Source organism: Mesorhizobium caraganae, assembly GCF_016836705.1.
Lineage (GTDB): Bacteria > Pseudomonadota > Alphaproteobacteria > Rhizobiales > Rhizobiaceae > Mesorhizobium > Mesorhizobium caraganae.
This window is the reverse complement of record NZ_JAFCGY010000001.1, coordinates 836,329-861,583: the sequence shown is the minus strand read 5'-3', so window position 1 is coordinate 861,583 and position 25,255 is coordinate 836,329. Positions and strand designations below refer to the sequence as shown.

26 protein-coding genes and 1 pseudogene are annotated in these 25,255 nt (G+C 62.7%); 16 read left to right on the top strand and 11 right to left on the bottom strand.

Annotated elements, in window-relative coordinates; translation table 11 throughout:
* Positions 1-48: 48 nt before the first annotated feature.
* From JQK88_RS04305 to JQK88_RS04280, 6 genes are all read right to left on the bottom strand, one after another.
* The gene (locus JQK88_RS04305; RefSeq protein ID WP_203277574.1) at positions 49-843 is read right to left on the bottom strand and encodes an SDR family oxidoreductase; all 795 of its coding nucleotides are present in this window, start codon (positions 841-843) and stop codon (positions 49-51) included.
* Between the two features lie 20 nt (positions 844-863).
* The gene (gene iolG, locus JQK88_RS04300) at positions 864-1,859 is read right to left on the bottom strand and encodes an inositol 2-dehydrogenase (protein ID WP_203277573.1); all 996 of its coding nucleotides are present in this window, start codon (positions 1,857-1,859) and stop codon (positions 864-866) included.
* A gap of 112 nt (positions 1,860-1,971) precedes the next feature.
* Positions 1,972-2,739 carry an ATP-binding cassette domain-containing protein gene (locus JQK88_RS04295; RefSeq protein ID WP_203277572.1) on the bottom strand — a complete coding sequence of 256 codons (768 nt, stop codon included), beginning with the start codon at positions 2,737-2,739 and terminating at the stop codon, positions 1,972-1,974.
* 2 nt (positions 2,740-2,741) lie between these two features.
* On the bottom strand, positions 2,742-3,818 hold the full coding sequence (locus JQK88_RS04290; protein ID WP_192255364.1) for an ABC transporter permease: 1,077 nt from the start codon (positions 3,816-3,818) through the stop codon (positions 2,742-2,744).
* A gap of 112 nt (positions 3,819-3,930) precedes the next feature.
* Positions 3,931-4,872 (bottom strand): sugar ABC transporter substrate-binding protein, encoded by a 942-nt coding sequence (locus tag JQK88_RS04285; protein WP_192255366.1) that lies wholly within the window; start codon positions 4,870-4,872, stop codon positions 3,931-3,933.
* 598 nt (positions 4,873-5,470) lie between these two features.
* Positions 5,471-6,502, bottom strand: coding sequence for a LacI family DNA-binding transcriptional regulator (locus JQK88_RS04280; protein WP_203277571.1), 1,032 nt, complete (start codon positions 6,500-6,502; stop codon positions 5,471-5,473).
* Between the two features lie 162 nt (positions 6,503-6,664).
* Here JQK88_RS04280 and JQK88_RS04275 point away from each other — a divergent pair, with 162 nt between their 5' ends.
* The 3 genes from JQK88_RS04275 (at position 6,665) to JQK88_RS04265 (ending at position 9,392) form a co-directional block, all read left to right on the top strand.
* On the top strand, positions 6,665-7,756 hold the full coding sequence (locus tag JQK88_RS04275; protein ID WP_203277570.1) for a fatty acid desaturase family protein: 1,092 nt from the start codon (positions 6,665-6,667) through the stop codon (positions 7,754-7,756).
* Positions 7,757-7,842: 86 nt separating this feature from the next.
* Positions 7,843-8,157, top strand: a complete 315-nt coding sequence (locus JQK88_RS04270) for a MocE family 2Fe-2S type ferredoxin (RefSeq protein ID WP_023744927.1) — start codon at positions 7,843-7,845, stop codon at positions 8,155-8,157.
* Complete coding sequence (locus JQK88_RS04265; protein WP_376740366.1) at positions 8,154-9,392, top strand: NAD(P)/FAD-dependent oxidoreductase; 1,239 nt, start codon at positions 8,154-8,156, stop codon at positions 9,390-9,392. The genes JQK88_RS04270 and JQK88_RS04265 overlap by 4 nt, the downstream gene beginning before the upstream one ends.
* Before the next feature lie 247 nt (positions 9,393-9,639).
* On the opposite strand, the gene JQK88_RS04260 is transcribed toward JQK88_RS04265, so the two are convergent.
* The 5 genes and pseudogenes from JQK88_RS04260 to hslV form a co-directional block, all read right to left on the bottom strand.
* The gene (locus tag JQK88_RS04260; protein ID WP_203277569.1) at positions 9,640-10,596 is read right to left on the bottom strand and encodes a DUF1402 family protein; all 957 of its coding nucleotides are present in this window, start codon (positions 10,594-10,596) and stop codon (positions 9,640-9,642) included.
* Between the two features lie 175 nt (positions 10,597-10,771).
* Entirely contained in the window at positions 10,772-12,085 is a 1,314-nt protein-coding gene (hslU, locus tag JQK88_RS04255; protein WP_192255376.1) for an ATP-dependent protease ATPase subunit HslU, read from the bottom strand.
* Positions 12,086-12,089: 4 nt separating this feature from the next.
* The gene (locus JQK88_RS04250) at positions 12,090-12,689 is read right to left on the bottom strand and encodes a DUF2585 domain-containing protein (protein ID WP_192255378.1); all 600 of its coding nucleotides are present in this window, start codon (positions 12,687-12,689) and stop codon (positions 12,090-12,092) included.
* A 15-nt stretch (positions 12,690-12,704) separates the two neighbouring features.
* Positions 12,705-13,223, bottom strand: a pseudogene (locus tag JQK88_RS04245) (GNAT family N-acetyltransferase); the annotation flags it as partial.
* Complete coding sequence (hslV, locus tag JQK88_RS04240; RefSeq protein ID WP_192255382.1) at positions 13,213-13,764, bottom strand: ATP-dependent protease subunit HslV; 552 nt, start codon at positions 13,762-13,764, stop codon at positions 13,213-13,215. The pseudogene JQK88_RS04245 and the gene hslV, both read right to left, overlap by 11 nt.
* A 248-nt stretch (positions 13,765-14,012) precedes the next feature.
* Here hslV and hisB point away from each other — a divergent pair, with 248 nt between their 5' ends.
* The 13 genes from hisB to JQK88_RS04175 all read left to right on the top strand — a co-directional run bounded on the left by hisB (position 14,013) and on the right by JQK88_RS04175 (position 25,249).
* A complete protein-coding gene (hisB, locus tag JQK88_RS04235; RefSeq protein WP_112560031.1) occupies positions 14,013-14,612 on the top strand; it encodes an imidazoleglycerol-phosphate dehydratase HisB in 600 nt (199 codons plus the stop codon).
* A 4-nt stretch (positions 14,613-14,616) separates the two neighbouring features.
* Positions 14,617-15,093, top strand: coding sequence for a DUF2628 domain-containing protein (locus JQK88_RS04230; protein WP_203277568.1), 477 nt, complete (start codon positions 14,617-14,619; stop codon positions 15,091-15,093).
* 1 nt (position 15,094) lies between these two features.
* The gene (gene hisH, locus JQK88_RS04225; RefSeq protein WP_203277567.1) at positions 15,095-15,745 is read left to right on the top strand and encodes an imidazole glycerol phosphate synthase subunit HisH; all 651 of its coding nucleotides are present in this window, start codon (positions 15,095-15,097) and stop codon (positions 15,743-15,745) included.
* A 265-nt stretch (positions 15,746-16,010) separates the two neighbouring features.
* Positions 16,011-16,757 (top strand): 1-(5-phosphoribosyl)-5-[(5-phosphoribosylamino)methylideneamino]imidazole-4-carboxamide isomerase, encoded by a 747-nt coding sequence (hisA, locus tag JQK88_RS04220; RefSeq protein WP_203277566.1) that lies wholly within the window; start codon positions 16,011-16,013, stop codon positions 16,755-16,757.
* Entirely contained in the window at positions 16,754-17,590 is an 837-nt protein-coding gene (locus JQK88_RS04215) for an arginase family protein (protein ID WP_203277565.1), read from the top strand. The genes hisA and JQK88_RS04215 overlap by 4 nt, the downstream gene beginning before the upstream one ends.
* A complete protein-coding gene (gene hisF, locus JQK88_RS04210) occupies positions 17,587-18,381 on the top strand; it encodes an imidazole glycerol phosphate synthase subunit HisF (RefSeq protein WP_185970392.1) in 795 nt (264 codons plus the stop codon). The genes JQK88_RS04215 and hisF overlap by 4 nt, the downstream gene beginning before the upstream one ends.
* A gap of 34 nt (positions 18,382-18,415) precedes the next feature.
* A complete protein-coding gene (locus tag JQK88_RS04205; protein WP_203277564.1) occupies positions 18,416-18,739 on the top strand; it encodes a phosphoribosyl-ATP diphosphatase in 324 nt (107 codons plus the stop codon).
* Between the two features lie 133 nt (positions 18,740-18,872).
* A complete protein-coding gene (gene coaA, locus JQK88_RS04200; RefSeq protein WP_203277563.1) occupies positions 18,873-19,832 on the top strand; it encodes a type I pantothenate kinase in 960 nt (319 codons plus the stop codon).
* Between the two features lie 98 nt (positions 19,833-19,930).
* Positions 19,931-20,929, top strand: a complete 999-nt coding sequence (locus JQK88_RS04195) for a glycosyltransferase family 2 protein (RefSeq protein WP_203277562.1) — start codon at positions 19,931-19,933, stop codon at positions 20,927-20,929.
* Positions 20,929-21,699 (top strand): class I SAM-dependent methyltransferase, encoded by a 771-nt coding sequence (locus tag JQK88_RS04190; RefSeq protein WP_203277561.1) that lies wholly within the window; start codon positions 20,929-20,931, stop codon positions 21,697-21,699. Before JQK88_RS04195 ends, JQK88_RS04190 begins: the two co-directional genes overlap by 1 nt.
* A 7-nt stretch (positions 21,700-21,706) precedes the next feature.
* Complete coding sequence (locus JQK88_RS04185; RefSeq protein WP_203277560.1) at positions 21,707-22,102, top strand: GtrA family protein; 396 nt, start codon at positions 21,707-21,709, stop codon at positions 22,100-22,102.
* 322 nt (positions 22,103-22,424) lie between these two features.
* Complete coding sequence (locus tag JQK88_RS04180; RefSeq protein ID WP_203277559.1) at positions 22,425-23,702, top strand: hypothetical protein; 1,278 nt, start codon at positions 22,425-22,427, stop codon at positions 23,700-23,702.
* Positions 23,699-25,249 (top strand): hypothetical protein, encoded by a 1,551-nt coding sequence (locus JQK88_RS04175; RefSeq protein ID WP_203277558.1) that lies wholly within the window; start codon positions 23,699-23,701, stop codon positions 25,247-25,249. The genes JQK88_RS04180 and JQK88_RS04175 overlap by 4 nt, the downstream gene beginning before the upstream one ends.
* Positions 25,250-25,255 lie beyond the last annotated feature (6 nt).

Genomic DNA, 25,255 nt, shown 5'->3' with positions numbered 1-25,255 from the left:
TCTCCCCGTATAGTGACGGGGAGAAAGGGGCCGGCCGCGGCGCCGGCCTTACTCCGGTGATGTCCCCGCAACATTCTGGTCGTAGTCGACCAATGACCCGGTCATGACGCCGGATTGCGGGCTCACCATGTAGCTGATCAGCCGTGCCAGTTGATCCGGCTTCACCAGCTGGCCCATCGGCTGGCCGGCCTCGGCCTTGGCCAGCCAGTCGTCGGAGGCGCCGTGCCATTTCTTCTGCACGATGTCCTCGCCTTCGGTGTCCATCCAGCCGGGCAGCACGGCGTTGCAGCGGATGCGGTTGAAGCGATAGGCGTTGGCGACGTTCTTGGTCAGCGTCGCCAGTGCGCCCTTGCTCGAGGAATAGGGAGCAAGGAAGGACTGTCCGCAATGCGCCGACATCGACAGCACATTGACGATCGAGCCGGGCGCTTTCTTGTCCAGCAGATGCGCAACCACGCCCTGCATCAGGAAGAACGGGCCACGCACATTGGTCTGGAAAATCTGGTCGAAGACCTCTTCGGAGGTCTCGACCAATGAACCGCGTGCGGAGGTGGCGGCGGCGTTGACCAGCGCGTTGATGGTGCCGAAATGCGAGATCGCGGTGGCGACCGCGCGCTTGCAGTCGGCCACTTTGGAGACGTCGGCGCTGATGAAGATGGCGTCGACGCCGGCCTTCTTGAAGTGGGCGACCGCCTTGTCGCCCTTCTCCTGCGAACGGCCGATGAGCGCCAGCGCCCGGCAGCCCTCGTCGGCCAGTGCTGTGGCGACGGCAAAGCCGATGCCTTGCGCGCCGCCGGTGACGATGGCGCGCGTCTTCGAATTGCGATCGGCTGATGTGCTCATCGCTCTGCTCCTGTGGGTTCTTACTTGTCGAGGCGGACGGTCTTGCCTGATGTCGCCGATTTCAGCGCCGCATCGGCCAGCTTTAGCGCCACGAGGCCATCGGCGCCGCTCGGCGATGCCTTCTTGCCCGAGGTTGCGGCGGCGATGAAGGCGGCAATCTCGATGGCATAGGCGTCGAGATAGCGGGTCATGAAGAAGTCGTGCAGCGGCGGGCGGGTATAGCCCTTCTCGTTGGCGACCTCGATCGACACCGGCCGCTGATTTTCGGCGGCGACCATGCCCTTGGAGCCGTGCACCTCGATGCGCTGGTCGTAGCCATAGGTGGCGCGGCGCGAGTTGGAGATGACGGCCTGCTTGCCGGACGCCGTCTCGAGGATGACGCTGACGCTATCGAAGTCGCCGGCCTCGCCGATCTTCTTGTCGACCAGCACCGAGGCATGGGCGCTGACCGCTACCACCTCTTCGCCGAGCAGGAAGCGGGCCATGTCGAAGTCGTGGATGGTCATGTCGCGAAAAATGCCACCCGAGCGCTTGATGTAGTCGACCGGCGGAGCGCCGGGATCGCGCGAGGTGATGGTGACCATTTCGACAGCGCCGATGGCGCCGTCGTCGATCGCCTTGCGCACGGCGGCGAAATGCGGGTCGAAACGCCTGTTGAAGCCGACCATCAGCGTCGCCTTGGCCTTGTCGACCACGGCCAGGCATTTTTCCACGCGCTTGACGTTGAGGTCGATCGGCTTCTCACAGAAGATCGCCTTGCCGGCCTTGGCGAAGCGCTCGATCAGATCGGCATGGGTGTCGGTCGGCGTGCAGATGACGACGGCGTCGATGTCTTTTGATTTTTCAATCGCGTCGATGGTGCGCACCTCGGCGCCATAGGCAGTTGCCAGTTCGGTCGCCGCCTTCTCGAAGGCGTCAGCCACAGCTACCAGCTTTGCGTCGGGGTTGGAGCCAACGGCGCGGGCGTGGACCTTGCCGATGCGGCCGGCACCAAGGAGAGCGAAACGAACAGTCATGGAAATTTCCTCTAGGGGGATGGGTTCGAGAGAGAGTTGTGTGCGCACCTTTCTGTCTGGGGAAGGTGGCAAGGCTATTTCTTAACGTCCGGAAACAGGGCGGTCGCCCTGTTTAGGCCGCGAGCTCCGCCTCCCCGGTCTTGGCGCCGGTGATGTAGGAGACGATGTCCTGGCCGTCGGTGTTTTCCTTGCGCAGGTTGGCGACGATGCGGCCGCGCCGGAAGACGACGATGCGGTCGCACAGGTCAAACACCTGGCGCATGTTGTGGCTGATCAGGATCAGCGGCTCGCCATTGGCCTTCAGCGTGCGGATGATGTTTTCGACCTGCGCCGTCTCCTGCACGCCAAGCGCTGCCGTCGGCTCGTCCATGATGATCAGCTTGGAGGCGAAGGTTGCGGTCCGGGCGATCGCCACGCATTGCCTCTGGCCGCCCGACATGTGGCGGATGGTGTTCGACAGATTGGGGATCTTCACCGCGGTGCGCACCAAAGCCGCCTCGGTCGCCTTGCGCATATATTTGCGGTCGAGGATCGAGAACGGTCCGAGGTTGAACAGCACCTTTTCGCGGCCGAGGAACAGGTTCGACGGCACGTCGAGATCGTCGGCCAGCGCCAGGTTCTGGAAGACCGTCTCGATGCCCGCCGTGCGGGCCTCGATCGGCCCGGCAAAATTCACTTCCTTGCCGTCGAACCAGATCTGGCCGCTGGTGCGTTGCTCGACAGCGGTGATCTGGCGCACGAAGGTTGATTTGCCGGCGCCATTGTCGCCCATGATGGCGACATGTTCGCCCTTGCGCAGCTCGAAATTGGCGCCTTCGAGCGCATGCACGCCGCCATAGCGCTTGGTGAGGTTTTCGGTCTTCAGGACGATGTCTGACATGGTCAAGCCCTCAATGCCCGCATGCGTTGACGCCACTGGTCGAGCACGACCGCGCCGACGATAATCACGCCCTTGACCATCTCCTGATAATAGGCGTCGAGGCGCAGGAAGGTGAAGCCGGAAATGATGACGCCGAAGATCAGCGCGCCGATCACCGTGCCGATGATCGAACCGCGACCGCCCGACAGCGAGACGCCGCCGATGACCGCCATGGCGATGGCGTCGAGCTCGTACATCACACCCATGCCGGACTGGGCGGTCAGGTTCTTGGAGCACAGCACGACCGCGGCGAGCGAGGCAAGAATGCCGGCGATCGTGTAAACGAGGATCTTGTGATTGGGGATCTTGATGCCGGACATGCGCGCGGCATCCTCGTTGGATCCGATGGCATAACAATGCTTGCCGTAGCGCGTATATGTCAGGATCAGCTGGAACAGCACCGCCAGCGCCAGGAAGATGATGACCGGCCTCGAGCCGGTGCTGATGGCGGCAAAACTGTCGGTGGGAAACGAGATCGGCTGGCCTTTGGACCACCATTTGGCGATGCCGCGCGCGGTGATCATCATGCCGAGGGTGGCGATGAAAGGCGGGATGCGCGTGTAGGCGATCAACGAGCCGTTGATCAGGCCGGCGAGCATGCCGCAGCCGATCGCGACCAGCACCGGCACGATGACCGGCAGGTCGGTCCAGCCTTGCGCCAGGAACATCGCCTTGGGGTTGGGGTTGCCGTTGACCGTCGCCACCTGGGCGAAGCTCATGGCGATCATGGCGGTGGCGCCGACAATCGAACCCGATGACAGGTCGATGCCGCCGCAGATGATCACTTGCGTGACGCCAATGGCGATGATGCCGACGATCGACACTTGCAGGATGATGATCTGCAGGCGGGCCTCGTTGAAGATGCCGGCGACATTGTCGCGGGTGTTGAACAGGAAGGAGTCGCCGAGAAAGATGCGGCCGATCAGTTCGAAGACGATGACGAGAATGATGAGCGCCAGGAAGACGTTGAATTCGGCCGGCCATGTCCGCTTCTTCGCGTCATAGCTGACCCCGCCGACGCCATGCGATGTCTGTGACATGTCTTGTCCTCCGTGAGGCCACACCTGCCCTCCCGCCCGTCAGGGCGGCGAGGGAGACAAGAGCGGCGCGGATGTTGATGCGCCGCTCCGTTGGTCGAGCGAAGCGCTTGCCTCAGTTCTTCTTCAGGAACTTGTCGATGTTGGCCGGCGTCACGAGCTGGAAGGGCACGTAGACCTTGTGCTCGACCTTCTCGCCCTTGGCGAGCTTCAGGGCTGCGTCCAGAGCACCAGCGCCCTGGCCAGCCGCGTCCTGGAACACGGTTGCGTCGAGGTCGCCCGCCTGCATGGCGGCAAGCGCGTCCTGCGTGGCGTCGACGCCGCCGACGACCACCGACTTCATGTCGACGTTGGCGGCCTTCATCGCCTGGATGGCGCCGATGGCGCTTTCGTCATTGTTGGCGATGACGCCGTCGAACGGCTTGCCGGTTGACAGCCAGTTGGTCATCAGGTTCTGCGCTTCGTCACGGTTCCAGTTCGAGGTCTGCTTGTCGATGATCTTGATGAAGCTGCACTCAGGCGTGGCGATGACATCGTCGATGTCCTTGGTGCGCTGCACGGCGGCCTGGTTGGAAAGCTCGCCCATGATGACATAGACATTGGCTTCCTTCTTGCCGGCTTCCGTGAACAGGCGGCAGACTTCCTTGGTCTCGAGCGTGCCGGAATCAGCCTCGTTCGAGGCGACGAAAGCCTGGTTGTCGGGCAACGTGTCGACATTGACCGGCTCGCGGTTGACATAGACGAGCGGGATCTTGGCGGCGGCGGCGGCATCGGACATCGCCTGCGTGGCCGACGTGTCGACCGGGTTGACGATGATGGCGTCGACGCCCGAGGCGGCGAAGTTCTTGATCTGGTCGAGCTGCTTGGCGACGTCGTTCTGTGCGTCTTCGACCTGCAGCTCGACGCCGCTCATGCCCTTGGCCTGCTCGATCATGCCGTTGCGCAGCACGGTCAGGAAGTTGTCGTCGAACTTGGCCATCGACACGCCGATCTTGGCGGCAAAAGCGGACGAACTCATCAGCGCCGCAAAGGCGACGCCCAAAATCAGTTTCTTCATTGTGTTTCTCCTCCACATTTGGTGTCCGGCTGCACCGACCTACCCGGAATCCCCGATCGCCCGAGGAATCTCTCCCTGATGTCGTCTCTGTTCCGGACGGCGTTTTCCCAAGGATTGGAACGCCAGGCTCCCTGTTTGAAACAGATGTTCCGGAACGAAAGAACCAAAATGCCTAGTTGGTGAAATATTTATTCCATTTTTCGGAGACGTCAAGAGCCATTCCAAACCGGGTTAAGGATTTTAGGAGGATGGACGATCGAAGCCGCGCCTAAGCTGGGACAAAAAAGGGGATCGAGACCTCTGCTGCCGACAGTCGCCACCGTCCGCGATTTGCGGAAGACCACCCTGACTTCGTCATCCTAGGGTGGAGCAGTCGCGAAGCGACGTCGCGGAAACCCTAGGATCCATGCCGCGACGGCTGCGAGGGGCATAGCGGCCCAGAATGAAGGTCGCGCTCACCAGAGTCAGTTCTGCACCGTGGCATCGCACGGAAGTCACGGCATGGATCCTCGGGTCTGCGCCGCGTCGCTACGCTCCTCGCTCCGCCCGTGGATGACGAAGGCGTGATTGTTCCGGCCAATCGCCAACGTCGAGACCCCTAAATATTCTCCGGCAAATAAATATCGAACGGCAAAAACGTCTGGCCCGGCGCGTTGGCGGCGCCCGTCTCGATGGCGTGGGCCATCAGGTCGACCAGTTCGCGGCTGAGCGCCGCCAGCGGTGTCGAGATCACCATGGTCAAGATGCCGTCCGCCAAAGCCGCGCGCGACACCGCCGTGATCTCGTTGCAGATGACGGCCGGCATTTCGGTGGGCTTCGCTTGCCTGAGCGCCGCGACCGCGCCTTCCATGCCGCCGCCGGCGACATAGCAGCCGACGAGATCGGGGTGGCTGGCGAGAAGATTGACCAGCGTGCCCTGGGTAATCTCGTTGGCTTCGAGATTGACCAGTGTTTCCAGCAAGGTGAATTCCGGGGCCTGTTCGCGGAAGAAGGAGCGAAAGCCGATCTCGCGCAGTTCATGGCCATGGAAGCGGTGGCTGCCGACGAACAGCGCGACCTTGCCCGGGCGCTTGGCCGCCTTCGAAATCATCCATGCCGCGGAGCGGCCGACCTTGCGGTTGTCGAGGCCGACATAGCCCTCGCGAATGCCGGCGGCGAAGTCGGACAGCAGAGAGAAGACCGGCAGGCCTTTGGCCTTCATCTCCTCGACGGCGACCGTCACTGTCGGGTGATCGGGTCCGACCAAAGCGACGGCCCGGCATTTGGAGCCCAGCTTGCGCGCGCGCTCGACGATCTCGTCGGGGGCGAGCGAATCGGCAAAGTCGATCATCGCGACGCCGCGGAAGCGCGGCGATTGCGACACGGCCAGCTCGAGCTCATGCGCGAACGCGCTGTAGAAGACGTAATTGCCGCGGAGCAGCAGGAAGCCCAGCCTGTACTCCGGCAGCTCATGGCGCAGCCGTTGCTTGATCAGGCCGGCAGCGTGGTAGCCGATCTCGGTCGCCGCCTCATAGACGCGGCGCGCCGTTTCCTCGCGCACCGGCAGGCGGCTGTTGAGCACGCGATCCACCGTGGCAACGCTGACGCCGGAAATGCGCGCCAGGTCGGTGATGGTCGGTCGCTTGGCCATGGTCGCCTCGTTGGATTCCTCCGAAGCACGTTACATTATTCTGATAGGAAATGATAGAAACTATCTTTGTGATGTTGAGTCTATCATGCGTCGGCGTTATTTTCACGCTCGAAGCCAGGCTGGCATTCGCTGGAGCGAGCGCCGTTGCCATGGGAGGCCATTATGACCGCAACACCGTCCCGGCGGGACTACAGCCTGATTGGCCGCGACGCTCAACTCGCCGTCGAGACCGGACTTTCGGCGGCCGATTGGTATCACACCGACATTCCGCGCAAGCAGATGAAGGAGCTGATGCAGCGCTCCGACGGGCCGGCGATCCGCGACACCGCGATCTGGCTCGCCGCGCTGATCCTGAGTGCGGCCGGCGGCATCTGGTTCTGGGGCAGTTGGTGGTGCGTGCCGTTCTTCTTCATCTATGGCGTGCTCTACGGCTCCTCGACCGACTCCCGCTGGCACGAATGCGGCCATGGCACGGCTTTCCGCACGCTGTGGATGAACGATGCCGTCTACCAGCTCGCCTGCTTCATGATCATGCGCAACCCGGTGACCTGGCGCTGGAGCCACACGCGTCACCACACCGACACCATCATCGTCGGCCGCGATCCCGAAATCGCCGTCATGCGGCCGCCGGACCTTTTGCGCGTGGTGCTCAACTTCTTCGGCATTCTCGACGCCTGGCATGCGATGACCGACATGGTGCGCAATGCCGCCGGCGTCATCAGCGCCGCCGAAAAAACCTTCATTCCCGAGCAGGAGCAACCTAAGGCGATCCGTGTGGCCCGCATATGGCTCGCCATCTACATCGCGACCATCGGCTTGGCCCTCTACCTGCATTCCTGGCTGCCGCTGATGCTGATCGGCCTGCCCCGCCTCTATGGCGCCTGGCATCACGTCATGACCGGCCTGCTGCAGCATGGCGGCCTCGCCGACAATGTCATCGACCACCGCCTGAACAGCCGCACGGTGCTGATGAACCCGGTCAGCCGTTTCATCTACTGGAACATGAATTATCACGTCGAACACCACATGTTCCCGATGGTGCCCTATCACGCGCTGCCCAGGCTGCATGCGCTGATCAAGCACGATCTGCCGGCGCCGACGCCGTCGATCCTGGCCGGCTATCGCGAGATGATCCCGGCCTTCCTGCGCCAGCTGCGCAACGAGGATTATTTCCTCAAGCGCGAATTGCCGCCGACAGCACGGCCATACCGCGACGAATTCCACAACGATGCCGTCGCCGCCGCGGCGGAATGACGATCCGGTTTGGACTTTTATTTTGACGCAATTCCTGACGGAAAACCGCTACGCACTTTTCCTGGAATTGCTTTTGGAGAGAAAAAATGAGCGACTGGGTCGAAGCCTGCGCCGCGGGCGACATCGACGAAGAGGATGTGATGCGCTTCGATCATGGCGGGCGTACCTTCGCCATCTATCGCAGCCCGGACGATGATTATTTCGCAACCGATGGCCTGTGCACGCATGAGAAGGTGCATCTGGCCGACGGGCTGGTGATGGACGACATCATCGAATGCCCCAAGCACAATGGCCGCTTCAATTACAAGACGGGTGCTGCGCGCGGCGCGCCGGTCTGCGTCAACCTCGCGACTTATCCGGTCAAGGTCGAGGCGGGTAAAGTGCTGATCCAGATCGGATGATGGCGATGCAAGCGGGGATGGTCATCATCGGCGCCGGCGAATGCGGCGGGCGGGCAGCGCTGACGCTGCGCGAGCTCGCCTATGACGGGCCGGTGACGCTGGTCGGTGACGAACCGCATCTGCCCTATGAGCGGCCGCCTCTGTCGAAAGACGCAATGGTCAGCGATGCGCCCGAGATCAAGGCGATCGCCAGCGACGCAATGCTGGCCGAACGCGCGATCCGGCATATCCATTCCGTTCAAGCGGTGGCGATCGACCGCACGGCACATACGGTCCGACTGACCGACGGCTCGGTCCTGCTCTATAACAAGCTGCTGCTCGCGACAGGCTCGACACCCCGCAGGCTGCCGATGCCAGGTTTGGGGTCGCGCTGCGTCTACCTTCGCACATTTGCCGACGCACTCGCCATTCGCCAGCATCTGAGTGCAGGCAACCGCGTCGCCATCATCGGCGGTGGCTTCATCGGCCTCGAACTCGCGGCCTCGGCGCGCAAGCTCTGGGCTGTGGTCATCGTCATCGAGGCGCAGCCGCGCATTCTGATGCGCGGTGTGCCGGCGGAGATCGCCGAGATTGTCCATCAGGCGCATGAAGCCGAGGGCGTGAAAATCCTCACCGGCCAGGGCATCATCTCCATCGCCGATGACGGCACCGAGGTGTGCATTGCGCTCGCCGACGGACAAGAGATCGTTGCCGATCTGGCCGTCATCGGCATCGGCGCCGTGCCGGTCACCGGGCTTGCCGTCGAAGCGGGTCTGACCATCGACAATGGCATCGCCGTCGACGCCACGCTGCGCACTGGTGACCCGGACATCTTTGCCGCCGGCGACTGTTGTTCGTTTCCGCTCGCTGTCTATGCTGGCCGCCGCGTGCGGCTGGAGGCCTGGCGCAATGCCCAGGAACAGGGTGCGCTGGCAGCGAGGAACATGCTGGGCGCCGGCGAGGCGCATGCCGCGGTGCCGTGGTTCTGGTCGGATCAGTATGGGCTCAGCCTGCAGATTGCCGGACTTTCCGACGAGGGCAAAAGCATGGTGCGCCGCGACCTCAGCGATGGCGCCTTCATTCTTTTCCACCTGGCCGAGGACGGCAGGCTGGTGGCGGCCAGCGGCATCGGCCCCGGCAATGCGGTGGCGCGCGACATCAGGCTGGCCGAGATGCTGATCGCCAAGCGGGTAAAGCCGGCGCCGGAAGCGCTGGGATCGCAGGATGTGAAGCTGAAGTCGCTGCTGGCGGCTTGATTGACATAGTCGTCAGGGGTTGCGCCGCCCCTCATCTGCCTGCCGGCATCTTCTCCCCGTATAGTGACGGGGAGAAGGGAGCTGTCGCGGCCCTCGGCGCCTCGTTGAAAATTGGCGAAGCATCGACGAAAGCGTCTTTCTCCCCGTCACTATACGGGGAGAAATGCCCGGCAGGGCAATGAGGGGCGGCGCAGACCTATTGAAAAGGTTCAACTTCCACGCAACAGGTCACGAACCCTGGGCGCCCCTAAAACAGCGCCTTCAGCTCGTCCAGCTTGTCGTTGACCAGCCAGCCGTAATAATTCTCTTCCGGCAGTTTCACCGGCTCGCCGGCGGCGCGGCGCTTGTCGTTTTCGGCTTTCAGCGCATAGGCGCGCTGCTCGGGATTGCCGACATTGTAGAGTGTGGCGGTGAGCCCCGGATTGCCCGAAATGTCGAAGCCGGCAATGCTTTTATAGGCGTCGATCGATTTCTTGATCGTCGCCGCGACGTAGGGCAGCGTCAGGTCCGGATCCATGATGGTCTTGTAGACTGAATTGGGGTCGGCGACATCGAGCTCGGGCAGTCCCGAAACCTTGTGGACGAGATCGCTCATCTGCAGCGCGGTCAGCGGGTTGAGCTGGCCGAGGCCAAAGGTCTGGCCGGCATAATAAGGCTGGAAGAAGGTGGCGCCGAAGCGGTCGTTGGGAAAGCTGGTGCCGCCGACGGTCTTGCCGCGGAAAGAGTGGTTCCACACCTGCTCACGGCATTCCCACAGATCGTAGCTGTCGGACATCGTGCATTTCTTGAATTCCGGCCGCTGCACGAAATCGGTGATGTCCTCGCCGTCATAGGCGAAGGACAGCTTGCTGGAGAGGTAGGAGATCGCCTTGACATAATAGGTCTGCAGCCGGTCGTAGGCGTCGACATTGTAGGTGTGCTCGCCGACGATGGCGCCGACGATGTGCAAGGGGTTGATGCCGTAAGCGGCGGCCGCCTTCTTGATCTTGGCGCGCAGTTCGGCGTCACTCTGCAGCAGCGCGTACACCTTGCGGTATTTGGCCTGGAACGTGGTGTTGGTGGCCTGGGTGCGACGGCTCGACGCCCCGGGTATGTCGGGCTGCACGGCGTTGCGGTTGCCTGCCGGCACCAATGTTGCCGCGTCGGCGGCGACCAGCGTCGCCGCCAGCGTCAAGCCGAGAATGATCAGGATCAGTTTTTTCATGCGCCGCCGCCTGCAATAATGCCGCGCAAACTAGGGTAGTGCTCCCGGTTGAGTCGAGAGCGCCCCAGCAGCCGGCAAGACGAAAGGTGGCCGCATGATACCATCCGGCCACACATCAAACTGTTTGCCGGAAGTTGGTGCCTAAACCGGCGCCGGATTGATCCGGTGCCGTTGTTTAAAGGATGAATCGCGACAAATCTGTGTTTCGCGAGAGGTCGCCGACATGCTTTTCCACATAGGCGGCGTCGATTGTGACGCTGGTGCCGTTGCGGTCCGGCGCGTCATACGAGATGTCGTCGAGCACTCGTTCCATCACCGTCTGCAGCCGCCTGGCGCCGATATTCTCGATGCTGGCGTTGAGGTCGACGGCGACGCCGGCCAGCGAATCGATGGCGTCGTCGGTGAAGGTGAGGTCGACGCCCTCGGTCTTCATCAGCGCGATGTACTGCTTGATCAGGCTGGCCTCGGTCTCGGTCAGGATGCGGACGAAATCTTCCTTTTCCAGCGCTCGCAGTTCGACGCGGATCGGCAGGCGGCCCTGCAGTTCCGGCAACAGGTCGGACGGCTTCGAGACATGGAACGCGCCCGAGGCGATGAACAATATGTGGTCGGTCTTCAACGGTCCGTATTTGGTTGCCACCGTGGTGCCTTCGATCAGCGGCAACAGGTCGCGCTGCACGCCTTCGCGGGAAACGCCGGCGCCCATGCCGCCTTCGCGCGAGGCGATCTTGTCGATCTCGTCGAGGAAGACGATGCCGTCATTTTCCGTCGCGTCGAGCGCCTGGCGCACCACCTCGTCCTGGTCGAGCAGCTTGTCGGACTCGTCATTCACCAGCAGCCCGTAGGACTCCTTCACCGTCGTTTTGCGCGACTTGGTCTTCTTGCCGCCCATCGCCTTCGACAGCATGTCGTTGATGTTGAGCACACCGATATTGGCGCCCGGCATGCCGGGAATCTCGAAGCCGGGCATGCCGCCAGCACCGGTATCAGCCACTTCAATCTCGATCTCCTTGTCGTCGAGTTCGCCGTCGCGCAGCTTCTTGCGGAAGCTGTCGCGCGTCGCCGGGCTCGCCGTCTTGCCGACGAGGGCCTCCAGCACACGTTCCTCGGCGTTGATGTGGGCACGCGCCTTGACGTCCTCGCGCATCTTTTCGCGCACCAGGCCGATGGCGATCTCGACGAGGTCGCGGATGATCTGCTCGACATCGCGGCCGACATAGCCGACCTCGGTGAACTTGGTGGCCTCGACCTTGACGAAGGGCGCACCAGCGAGCCGCGCCAGGCGGCGCGAAATCTCGGTCTTGCCGACGCCGGTCGGGCCGATCATCAGGATGTTCTTCGGCATCACCTCTTCGCGCATCTGGCCTTCCAGCTGCTGGCGGCGCCAGCGGTTGCGCAAGGCGATGGCCACGGCGCGCTTGGCGTCCTTCTGGCCGATGATGAAGCGGTCGAGTTCCGAAACGATTTCACGGGGAGAGAAGGTGGTCATATCACTAAATTCCACTTTGCCACTGCTTGATGGGCTCGAACGGATGCAGCAGCATGATCACGTTGAGCGTCAGATTGTCCCGGATGAGATAGCCGACGCCCAGTTCGAAGATGAGGGCGAGGCCGACGACGACTGATATAGGTAGCTTTCTGGCCATCACAAATCCCAGCACCATGGCCAGTGTGTCGGACACCGAATTGATGATCGAGTCGCCATAGTAATCCAGCGAAATGGTGCCGGCGCGGTAGCGCTCGATGATGAACGGGCTGTTTTCCAGCAGCTCCCAGCCGCCCTCGATGACAACGGCAAAAGCCAGGCGCAGGCCGATCGGCGAGCGCGGAAACAGGAACCAGGCCAAGGCGTAGAACAGGAAGCCGTGGATGATGTGCGAGAAAGTATACCAGTCAGAAATGTGCTGGGAATTCTCCGAACTGTTCACCACCCCGTGCCAGAGTTTGACGTAGCCGCAGGTGCAGATCGGCGTGCGGCCCATGCCGTAAAGCGCGCCCGCCTGGAAGATGAGCAGAGCGAGCACGAGCAGAAGCCCCATCCGCCAGCTGTCTTCGTAGGCCGAGTAATTCGTGTCCCTATCCCGTGTCGTCATCAGGTTATTCCCCCCCCCCTCTTGCGCGTCGCCTTCGGCATCGACGGCCATCAGCACGACGTCCCCATATTCCGAGTGCCTGCGATCAATGGCGCGGAATCCGGCCTTTTCATAGGCCCGGATGGCGCGGCCATTGTCGGGATGCGGATCGATGATGACGCGCGGCGCGCCTTCTTCGAACAGCTGTTCGACGAACTGCCTGACGATGGCCGAGCCATGACCTTTGCCGATAAGGTCCGGCACGCCGATCGACAGATCGATGCCGAGCGTGCCGAAAGGCTGGTCGGCATAGGGATGACCATCCTCCAGATGCGGATCGTAGCTCTGCAGATAGGCGATCGGCTTGCCGTCGAGCTCGACGATCAGCGGCTCGACGGAAATCGAGTCGATGTTTTCGCGGATACCGGCGATTTCCGTCTCCGGATCGTCCCACCACTGCGCCACATGCGGCTCCGCCAGCCAGCCGGCGATCATCGGCAGGTCTTTTTCCACAACCGGCCGAAAATCGTAGAGCACCGGCGGCTCAGGCGGCATCGAGCGTTTCGATGGCGAAATTGTTGTTGGTGTAGACGCAGATGTCGGAGGCGATCTGCATCGCCTTGCGGGCGATCTCCTCGGCATCCTTGTCGGTGTCCATCAGCGCGCGCGCGGCGGCGAGTGCATAATTGCCGCCGGAGCCGATGGCCATGACGCCGAATTCAGGCTCGAGCACGTCACCGGTGCCGGTCAGCGCCAGCGAAACCGACTTGTCGGCCACCAGCATCATGGCTTCGAGACGGCGCAGATAGCGGTCGGTGCGCCAGTCCTTGGCAAGCTCGACGCAAGCCCGCGTCAGCTGGTCGGGATATTGTTCGAGCTTGGCTTCCAGCCGCTCCAGCAAGGTGAAGGCATCCGCCGTGGCGCCGGCGAAACCGGCAATGACATTGCCGCCCTTGCCGATGCGGCGCACCTTTTTGGCATTGCCTTTCATGATGGTCTGGCCAAGGCTGACCTGGCCATCGCCGGCGATCACCACCTTGTTGCCCTTGCGCACCGTCACGATGGTCGTGGCGTGCATGGTCAGTTCATTCGACATTTATAGCTCCGATTCGCGCGATCCCGACAAGGCGATTGGCACGGTACGAGTGGTTTCGATCGGCCATATGTATGCATGGGGCGGGTGATTGCAAACCGCCTCCGCTACCGGCGATAGCGATCCGCATCGCAACTGGCAATCGCCGGATCATGCTGCTAGAAGGCTTTCGTTTTCAAGCAAATGAGCGCTTGGAGGCATTGTCTTTCCGTTTTGCCCCCAGTCGTTTGCCCAAAGACAAGGATAAGGTCATGGCGTCCCGTTCCGCCGAAGTCAGCCGCAAGACCAAGGAAACCGAGATCGCGGTTTCGGTCCATCTCGACGGCACCGGTATCTCCGACATGTCGACGGGCGTCGGCTTCTTCGACCATATGCTCGACCAGCTGTCGCGCCATTCGCTGATCGACATCACGGTCAAGGCCAAGGGCGACCTGCACATAGACGACCACCACACGGTCGAGGACACCGGCATCGCGATCGGCCAAGCGCTGGCCAAGGCGCTGGGCGAGCGGCGCGGCATCATGCGCTATGCCTCGATCGACCTTGCAATGGACGAGACGCTGACGCGCGCTGCGATCGACGTGTCCGGCCGGCCGTTCCTGGTCTGGAACGTCGCCTTCTCGTCGCCGAAGATCGGCACGTTCGACACCGAACTGGTGCGTGAATTCTTCCAGGCGCTGGCGCAGAATGCCGGCATCACGCTGCATGTCACCAATCACTATGGCGCCAACAACCACCATATTGCCGAGACCTGCTTCAAGGCGGTGGCGCGCGCCCTGCGTTTCGCACTGGAGCGCGACCCGCGCCAGCCGGACGCGGTTCCCTCCACCAAGGGATCTCTGAAAGGGTAGGCTGATGGCCATCTATGTCGTGATGGAACCGCCGGGCCGCACCGAGGCGGCCGACGCAACCATTTTTGTCCGCGACGGGTTTTCCTGGCTGGCTTTTCTGTTTGCGCCGCTGTGGCTCGCCTGGCACCGGCAGTGGGTCGAGGCCGCGCTCGCCTTCGTCGCCATGGGCCTCACCTCGCTGCTCGGCCAAAGGCTGGGACTGGATTGGGCAGGCTCGGCATTGTCGCTGCTGGTCTCGCTCTATATCGGCCTGGAGGGCCAGGGGCGGCGCATCGCGGCGCTTCGGCGCCGGGGCTGGCATGAATGGGGCGTGATCGAAGCCGACAATCCTGACGCTGCCGACATCCGCCAGGCGCTGGACGCGGAGGCGCAGGCGGAGGAACAGGCGCCGCTGCCACGCATCGTGCCCGATGCCAGTCTTGCCCGGCCGGCGCAGACCGGCCTGACGCTCGGGCTGACCCATACGCCGGGAAAAGGCTGACATGCGGGTTGCGATCATCGATTACGGGTCGGGCAATCTGCGCTCGGCCACCAAGGCCTTCGAGCGCGCCGCGCATGAAGCCGGCATTGCGGCGGCCATCGAGCTTACCGCCGATGCCGAACGGGTGCGCAGCGCCGACCGCATCGTGCTGCCCGGCGTCGGCGCCTATGCCGATTGCGAGGCGGGCCTGCGGGGCGTCGCCGGCATGTGGGAAGCGGTGGAGGAGGTGGCGATCGCCAAGGCGCGGCCGTTCCTCGGCATCTGCGTCGGCATGCAGCTGATGTCGCAGCGCGGCCTGGAAAAGACCGTGACCAAGGGGTTTGGCTGGATTGCCGGCGACGTCAAGGAGATCACGCCGACCGATCCGGCGCTGAAAATCCCCCAGATCGGCTGGAACACGATCGATCTGGAGCGCAAGCACCCGCTGTTTTCCGGCATTGCGACCGGCCCCAAGGGCCTGCACGCTTATTTCGTCCATTCCTATCATCTTGACGCGACAAAGCCGGACGAGGTGCTGGCCGTTGCAGACTATGGCGGCCCGGTAACGGCTGCGGTCGCCCGCGGCAACCTCGTTGGCACGCAGTTCCATCCCGAAAAAAGCCAGGCGCTCGGCCTGGCGCTGATCACCAATTTCCTGCGCTGGAGACCTTGATGAGCCATTTACACTGGTCGTTGGCGCTGCCCCTCATTGTCCTGCCGGACATTTCTCCCCGTATAGTGACGGGGAGAAAGACGCTTTCTTCGATGTTTCCACTAAATTTCAACGTGGCGACGAGGCCGGAACTGCTCCCTTCTCCCCGTCCCTATACGGGGAGAAGGTGCTGGCAGGCGGATGAGGGGCGGCGCGGACGTTTGACTGGTCGCAGCGATCCACAGGCCAATTCGGGCGCCCAATCGTTCCAGGAGCGCAAGGCCGCATGATCCTGTTTCCCGCCATCGACCTCAAGGACGGCAAATGCGTGCGTCTGAAGCACGGCGATATGGCGACCGCGACGATCTACAATGACGATCCTGCCGCGCAAGCCAAGGCCTTCGAGGACCAGGGTTTCGAGTGGCTGCACGTCGTCGACCTCAACGGCGCCTTCAAGGGCCAGAGCGTCAACAGCGCGGCGGTCGGCGCCATCCTCAAGGCGACGAAGAACCCGGTGCAGCTCGGCGGCGGCATCCGCACGCTGGCGCAGATCGAGGACTGGCTCGACCGCGGCCTGGCCCGCGTCATCCTCGGCACCGTGGCGGTGCGCGATCCCGACCTGGTCAGAGAAGCCTGCAAGACCTTTCCCGGCAAAATCGCCGTCGGCATCGACGCCAAGGGCGGCAAGGTGGCGGTCGAAGGCTGGGCCGAGGCCTCCAGTCTCGGCGTCATCGAACTGGCGCAGAAATTCGAGGGCGCCGGCGTCGCCGCCATCATCTACACCGACATCGACCGCGACGGGGTTCTGACCGGCATCAACTGGGATGCCACGATCGACCTCGCCGACGCGGTGTCGATCCCCGTCATCGCCTCGGGCGGGTTGGCCTCGATCGCCGACATCGTGCGCATGACCATGCCCGACGCAAAAAAGCTCGAAGGCGCCATCTCCGGCCGCGCGCTCTACGACGGACGCATCGACCCGGCTGAGGCGCTGGCGGTGCTGCAAGGCAGGACTACGGAGACCCGCACGTGAAAATCTCCATCATCCTGGCCTCCTATGACAGCGGCCACTATCACGGCGGCATGGGCCAGGGACCGGACGCGCTGATTTCAGGCGGGCTCGTCGACGCGCTGACGCTCGCCGGGCATGACATCGTCGTTACCGACATCGGCAGGGTCGGCGACGAGCAGGAGCGCGAGATCGCAACCGGCTTTGCGGTCTGCAATGCCGTCTGCGGCGAGGTCCGCATCGCCCTGGACCGCGGCCGCTTTCCGATCGTGCTCGCCGGCAACTGCCTGACATCGGCCGGTGCGGTCGCCGGCGAAGACGCCGATGCGATCATCTGGGCCGACCAGCATGGCGACCTCAACACGCCCGAAACCTCCGTCTACGGCTTTCTCGACGGCATGGCGCTGGCGACGGTCCTGGGCCTGTGCTGGAAGCCGATGGCCTCTTCCATCCCCGGCTTCAAACCGATCGATCCGGCACGCTGCGTGCTGGTCAATGCCCGCGACCTCGATCCGGCCGAACAGGAGCTGTTGAAGACGCTGCCGGTCATCCGCGCCGAATGCCCGGACTGGGCAACGGCCTGTGGCAGGCTGAAGGCACCGGACGCAAAGCGGGTGCACCTGCATCTCGATCTCGACGTGCACGATCCCGAGGCGTTGCAGGCCAACCGTTACACCACGCCGGGCGGCCCGGAGCCGAAACAGCTGCGCCAGGCGGTCTGCGGCATGGCCGGCCTGCTGCCGATTTCCGGCATCACCATCTCGGCCTACGATCCGGCCTTCGACGCGCAGGCCGAGGTTCCGCCGCTGGTCGGCGAATTGCTCACCGAGTTGCTGGCGACGATGGAGAAGCGCTGATGCTGAAAGCCCGCGTCATCCCTTGCCTCGACGTCAAGAACGGCCGCGTCGTCAAGGGCGTCAATTTCGTCGATCTGGTCGATGCCGGTGACCCGGTCGAGGCGGCAAAAGCCTATGACGCGGCCGGCGCCGACGAGCTCTGCTTTCTCGACATCACCGCGTCGTCCGACAACCGGGAAACCATCTTCGATGTCGTCGCCCGCACCGCCGAACAGTGCTTCATGCCGCTGACGGTCGGCGGCGGCGTGCGCCAGGTCGCCGATATCAGAAAACTGCTGCTGGCCGGCGCCGACAAGGTGTCGATCAACACGGCGGCGGTGAAGAACCCGGATTTTGTCGCCGAGGCAGCGGACAAATTCGGCAATCAGTGCATCGTCGTGGCCATCGACGCCAAGAAGGTTTCCGCCGCGGGCGAGAGCGACCGCTGGGAGATCTTCACCCATGGCGGCCGCGAAAAGACCGGCATCGATGCGGTCGAGTTTGCGCGAAAAATGGTCGATCGTGGCGCCGGTGAGATCCTGTTGACCTCGATGGACCGTGACGGCACCAAGGCCGGCTACGACATTGCGCTGACCCGCGCGATTGCGGATGCCGTGCGCGCGCCGGTCATCGCGTCGGGCGGCGTCGGCACGCTCGATCATCTGGTCGAGGGCATCCGCGACGGCCACGCCGGAGCCGTGCTCGCGGCATCGATCTTCCATTTCGGCACCTACACGATTGCCGAAGCCAAGGCGCATATGGCCAAGGCCGGCCTGCCGATGCGGCTGGACTCATCCGTCGATCGGCCCTAGAGCGTTTCCGGCTAAGAAAGGCTTGCTACGCGCCATGGCTGAATTCTCGCTCTCCGAGCTGGAGACAATCATCGCCCAACGCGCCCAGTCCGGCGACCCGGACTCGTGGACGGCGAAACTGTTTGCCAAGGGCATGGACAAGGCCGCGCAGAAGCTTGGCGAGGAGGCGGTCGAGACCGTCATTGCCGCCGTCAAAGGCGACAAAAAAGCCCTCGTTTCCGAAAGTGCCGATCTTATATATCATTGGCTTGTCGTGCTCGGCATCGCGGGAGTTCCGCTGGACGACGTACTGCGCGAGCTCGAGAGCCGCACCGGCCGCTCGGGCGTCGCCGAAAAGGCTTCGCGGTCGAAGGGTTGACCGCTAGAGCCGGATGATTTCAGGCCGAGGCCTGAAATCTGAATCCGTCTCTAAATTTGATAGAGGGAGCATGATGTCACCCGAAAACCGCTTCACACTTTTCGGCATCATGCCCTAGAGGGCAGGAAACTCGATGGACCAGCTCGCTCCGACCGAGAAATATTCCCCCTATCGTTTCTTCTCGGCCGAGCAATGGTCGAAATTCCGCGCCGACACGCCGATGACGCTAAGCGAAGACGAGATCAGCCGTCTGCGCTCGCTCAACGACCCAGTCGACCTCGAAGAGGTCAAGCGCATCTATCTGTCGCTGTCGCGGCTGCTGTCGGCCCATGTCGAGGCCAGCCAGCTGCTGTTCCGGCAACGCCAGGCCTTTTTCAACGCGCTGGATGTGGTCAAGACGCCGTTCATCATCGGCATTGCCGGTTCGGTCGCGGTCGGCAAGTCGACCACGGCGCGCGTGCTGAAGGAGCTTCTGGCGCGCTGGCCGTCGAGCCCCAAGGTCGACCTCATCACCACCGACGGTTTTCTCTTACCCAACAAGGTGTTGCGGCGCGACAATCTGATGGAGCGCAAGGGCTTTCCCGACAGCTACGATGTCGGTGCGCTGCTGCGTTTCCTCTCGGGCATCAAATCGGCGCAGCGCAATGTCCGCGCGCCGGTCTATTCGCATTTGACCTATGACGTCATTCCCGGCGAGTTCGTCACCATCGACCGGCCCGACATATTGATCTTCGAAGGCATCAATGTGCTGCAGCCCGGCAAACTGCCGAAGGACGGCAAGATCGTGCCGTTCCTGTCCGATTTCTTCGATTTCGCCATCTATATCGATGCCGACGAAAAGCTGATTCATCACTGGTACATCGCCCGCTTCATGCGGCTGCGCGAGACGGCCTTCCGCAATCCGGACTCCTTCTTCCACCGCTATTCGCAACTTTCCGAAGACGCCGCGCGCGCCATTGCGGAAGGCTTGTGGACCAACATCAACCTGAAAAATTTGCGCGAGAACATCGTGCCGACGAGGGCGCGCGCCGACCTCATCCTGCGCAAGGGCGCCAATCACCTGGTCGAGGAAGTGGCGCTCAGGAAACTGTGAAATCCCACCCTATTGGTTGAAATCAAAGACTATAACTTAAAGTCATCTTAACCCAGACTTGCCTATTGTTGCGCCTGATCCGCGGGCTTGGGCAGGCAATGAACGCGCCATTCCTTCATATCGATCGGCCAGCAGCAGGCCCCACCGTGCGTCCGCAGGACGGGACGGCGACCGTTGCGCTGATCGTACCGGTGCACAATGAGGAAGCCGCAATCGCACCTTTCCTCAAGGCGGTGTGCGCAAGCATCGACCCGTTGAAGGAAACGTTCGAGCTCATCTTCGTCAATGACGGCAGCACCGACGCCACGCTCGAGCGGCTGATCGAGGCGCAGCGCGCCGATCCACGCATCCAGGTGATCGACCTGTCGCGGAATTTCGGCAAGGAAGCCGCGATGACCGCCGGGCTCGATTGCTGCGACGCCGAAGCCGCCATCCCGATCGACGTCGACCTGCAGGATCCGCCGCATGTCATTCCGCTGCTGATCGAAAAATGGCGCGAAGGCTTCGAGGTGGTCCTGGCCAAGCGCACGGACAGGTCGAGTGACAGTTTTGTCAAGCAGCGCTCCGCTTCGATGTTCTACCGCGTCCACAACTGGATCGCGCAGCAGAAGATCCCGCACGATGTCGGCGACTTTCGCCTGATCGATCGCCAGGTGATCGAGGCGCTGCGCTCCTTGCCCGAGCGCCGCCGCTTCATGAAGGGCCTGTTCGCCTGGGTCGGCTTCCGCACCGCGACCGTCGACTATGTCCGCGACCAGCGCATCGCCGGCCAGTCGAAATTCTCCAGCTGGAAGCTGTGGAACTTCGCCCTCGAGGGCATCACCAGCTTCTCCACCGCACCGCTTGAGATCTGGACCTATGTCGGCGCTGTCATCTCGGCCTTGTCGTTCCTCTATGGGCTGGTGATCGTCGCCAAGACGATGATCTTCGGCGTCGATGTGCCGGGCTACGCATCGTTGCTGGTCAGCGTGCTCTTCCTCGGCGGCATCCAGCTGCTCGGCATCGGCATCATCGGCCAGTATCTCGGCAGGGTCTATGCCGAGATCAAACAGCGCCCGATCTACATCGTACGACGCACATTCGAGGGTACCGACTGATGGAACTCGACGCCTATCGCAACATGGCGGCAACCGAAGACAGGCATTGGTGGTTCTGCGGACGCCGGGCCATAGCCGAAGCCGTCATTCGCAGCCTCGATCTGCCGCAGGACGCGAAAATCCTTGAGATTGGCGCCGGGACCGGCGGCAACATATCGATGCTGGAACAGTTCGGCGCGGTTTCCGCCGTCGAAATGAGCGACCTCGCGCGGCAGATCGCGCGCGAAAAGACCGGCCGCGACTTTCTGCCTGGCCACCTGCCCGACAACATCCCGGTCGCACCGGCAAGCTTCGACCTCATCTGCCTGTTCGACGTGCTGGAGCATGTCGCCGAGGACGAGGCGTCCCTGGAGGCGATCCGCCACATGCTGAAACCGGGCGGCCGGGTTGTGTTGACGGTTCCGGCGCATCAGTGGCTGTGGAGCACGCATGACGTCGGCCTGCATCACATGCGCCGCTATTCGCGCAGCCTGCTGCGCGGACGCATCGAAGCCGCAGGCTATCGGATCGATCAGCTGACCTATACCAATGCGGCGCTTTTCCCTATCGCGGCGCTGGCGCGGCTGGCGGACCGGATGCGCAAGCCGGCGCGACCGTCCGGCCATGCGACGCCGCCCGGGCCGATCAATGCGGTGATGCGGGCGATGTTTTCGGCCGAGCGCCGCATCGTGCCTAATGCAACCTTGCCGTTCGGCGTGTCGCTGCTGGCGGTGTTCGGCAAACAGCCCGCCGAGAATACAGCTCCGGTTTCAAGCAGATTGGCGGCTTGACCGGGGCATGCAGGGACGCCCGTCATATCACCGCATGTCGCGGTTTGCGCTTATCGGTGTAGGCTCGACGCTGATCTATGCGGTCTGCGCGTTCGTTCTGTCGCGTGGCCAGGAAGCTATCCTGCCAGCGACGCTGGCTTCGGTTGCGGCATACGCCATCGCGGCGCTGTTCTCCTATACCGGGCACAAGTACTTCACCTTCATGTCTGGCGGCGATCATGCAATGGAACTGCCGCGCTTTCTCCTGCTCACCGCGTCCGGGCTCATCGTCGCGGTTGTCTTGCCCGGATTGCTCACCCAGATGCTCGGAATCCCGGCCGCGATCCCAATCCTGCTCACCTGCATCGCGGTGCCGATAGTCAACTATATCGTGCTGGGCCGCTGGGTGTTCCGTGATGTCTAGTTCGCAATTCGTCGGCTCGCCGCCGGCCAGCGAAAGCCCCTTCTCACGGCTCGCAAGGCTTGGTGCGGCCCCATTTCTGCTGATAGGCCTGATCGTGTCGTACGCCGTTTGGCTTTCAACAGTGGCGATGCTGACCAATGTCGACGTGTCATGGCTGCTGATTGTCTGTGACCGCCTGCTTGCAGGAGCGCGGCTGAACACGGATATGCTGGAGACCAATCCGCCATTCTCGATCTGGCTCTACATGCCGTTCATGCTTTTGGAGAAGCTTGTCGGCGGGCGCGCCGAACTCTGGCTGACGCTCGGCGTCATCTGCCTGAGTTTGGCCAGCCTGTTCCTATCCGCTCGAATTCTCGCCCGTGCCGACCCGGTTTACCGGCAGCCGCGTGCACTTTGGCTGGCGGCGGGCGCACTGTTCATGATCCTGTGTTTTCTGCCAGATCAATTCGGCCAGCGCGAACAGTTCGCGCTGATCGGCATTCTTCCCTGGCTGGCGCTGCAATGCGCACGACAGCGCATGCCGAACTTCGCCGCCGGCTCGCCTGTCGAGCGCATCGTGGCGGGACTGGGTGCCGGCGTGGTGGTTATGGTCAAGCCGCCGCATTTTGCGTTGGCATTGATGGTGCCGTCTCTGTGCCTTGCACTTCAAAGACGGTCCCTGAAACCGTTCTTCGTCACGGAAAATCTCCTCGGCGCTGCGATCGCGATTGCCTATGTCACTTCGATTGCGATGTTCGATCGCGCCTATTTCGATGAGATTCTGCCCTTCGTGCGGGAAATCTATCTGCCGCTGCGTGTTTCGCTCGTCGACAATATGGCCAATTGGCCGAAGATCGTCCTGCTGCTGGCTGTCGCCACCGTCATCGCGGCGGGCGGAATGCGAGCCCTGCATTGGGATATGAAGATCCTGCTGGCGAGCGCGCTGGGCTTTGTCCCAGCCTTTCTGATCATGGGCAAGGGTTGGCCAAACCACGCGCTTCCGATGGTCGTTGTCTCCACGATTGCATTTGGCGTCCTGCTTTTGCGGTTCGGTGGCTTTCAGAGTGCGGCCAGCATTCGCAAAGCAGCGCTGGTGTTCGGCTGCGCGCTTGTGCTGCAAGTGACGATCAGGGCGCAGTATGCGGCGCTGACCACCGACAGCGAACCGATCGTGCGGGCTGCCGCCGTGATTCGCGGTACGATCGAAAATCCGACGATCGTGTCGATTGCCGGCCAGATGCAAGTTGCGCATCCGCTCACCAGGTTGGTTGGCGGCAGTTTCATAGCGCGCCAGTCGTCCGCCTGGGCGGTGTCGAATGCGGACGTGCTCGCTCGCGACGCGGGCAATCCCGGTCAAAGAGAAAAACTGGAAGGCATCCGCGATCAGCTCATTGGTGAACATGCCATCGAGATAGCGTCGAAGAAGCCCGACGTCGTGCTGTCAGGCCCGGAAGCCGATCCGTCCTGGAACACCCTGATGCTGCAGGACAAGAGGATTGCGGCCGCTTTGAGCGACTATCGTGTGCTGTATACCGAGCCGCTGATCACCGTCTATCTGCGTTGCACGGTAGGCAGTCATGACTGTCAGGTTGGTCGCCAGGCGAGCGGCAGTAACCAATGACCGTCCTGTCTGATCTCGACGCGCCGAGCAGCCAGCCTGTTGCCAGGCAACACCGTCAGGCCACGTGGGTTCTGATTGCGAGCCTGGCAGTCGTGGCAGCAGCGCCATTCTGGCAGATGCGCTGGGGCGTCATTCCCGACACCAGCTGGCTGATTACGCTGTGCGAACGGATGCTGGCCGGCGATCGCCTCTATGTCGACCTGATCGAGACCAATCCGCCGTTCAGCGTCTGGCTATATATGCCCGCGGTGTATGTCGCCAACCGGATCGGGGTTGCGCCGGAACACGTCGTCCATGCCTACAGCTATGGATTGTGTGTTTTTGGCCTGTGGTTTGCCGGGTTCATCGCGCATCGCGCCCGGTTCGTCGAAAATCCGGTCCTGTACAGGCTGGTGCCGGTGTTTCTGGCCCTGCTGGTGCTGTTTCCCGGCAACAGTTTCAGTGAGCGGGAGAACCAGGGGATCGCGCTGCTGCTGCCGCTGCTGGTGCTGATGGCCTGGCGCGCTGGCGACGACCGGCCTTCGGAACCGCAATGGTGGCTGGCCGCGCTGGCCGGCCTGTCGGGCAGCGTCATGGTGCTGGTGAAACCCTATTATGCGGTGATGATCCTCGCGCCGGCGCTTTACGTCGCCTGGCGCCGGCGCAGTATCCGGCCGCTGTTTGCCATCGAATATTGGGTTATCGGCATCGCTTGCGTCGTCTATCTGGCAGCGGTGCTCCGGCTCTATCCCGAGTTCATGCGCGACATCTACCCGGCCCTAGCCGACACCTATATGCGCTACAAGCAATACACGCTGGTGCTGGCCAGCTATGGCGGCACCTACCTGGTCTCGATCTGCCTGTTCCTGCTGTTGTGCCGCGGCCGGGCGCTGTCGCCGCTGGTCGTGGTGCTGGCGATCGCATCGTTCGCCGGCTTCGTTCCGCTGGTCTACCAGGCCAAGGGCTGGGCCTACCATGCCTATCCGGCGGTGGCTCTGATCCTGGCGGCGATCGTGTGCCGTCTCGCCGAACGCTCTTTGGCACCCAATGCCGCGCGGTCGGACATGGTCCAGAAAATTCTGCTTGCCGCCGTGGTTGCGGTGAACTGGCTGCCGTTCCAATACACCCAGAAGCCGGAGGCGGACTTCGTCGCCGGCATTCGCGCCGTTACCGATCATCCCGGTGTTGGCCTGATCGGCTCGGGCATCGAAAGTGGCCACCCGCTCGCCCGAATGATCGGCGGCCGGTGGATATCGGCCTATTGCAGCGACTGGCTTGGCGGCTTCGCCGCCGCCTTTGCGCAGCAGGAACGCGAAGCAGGCGATATGGCCGAGGCGGCGCGGCTGGACGCGCTGGAGCGCAACTTCCTCGACGCCAAGATCCGCGAGCTCAATACCGCCAGGCCCGAGCTGATGATCGTCCAGAAGGCGGATGTATCATGGGTCTCGCACGTGATGGCGCGTGACGATTTCGCCAGCTTCATGAGCAACTATCGGCTTTTGGCTGAAGACGAGACCGTCCGCGTCTACCTTCGCAACGGTTCGGGAAAAGTCGCTTCGAGCGACTGAGGCGGC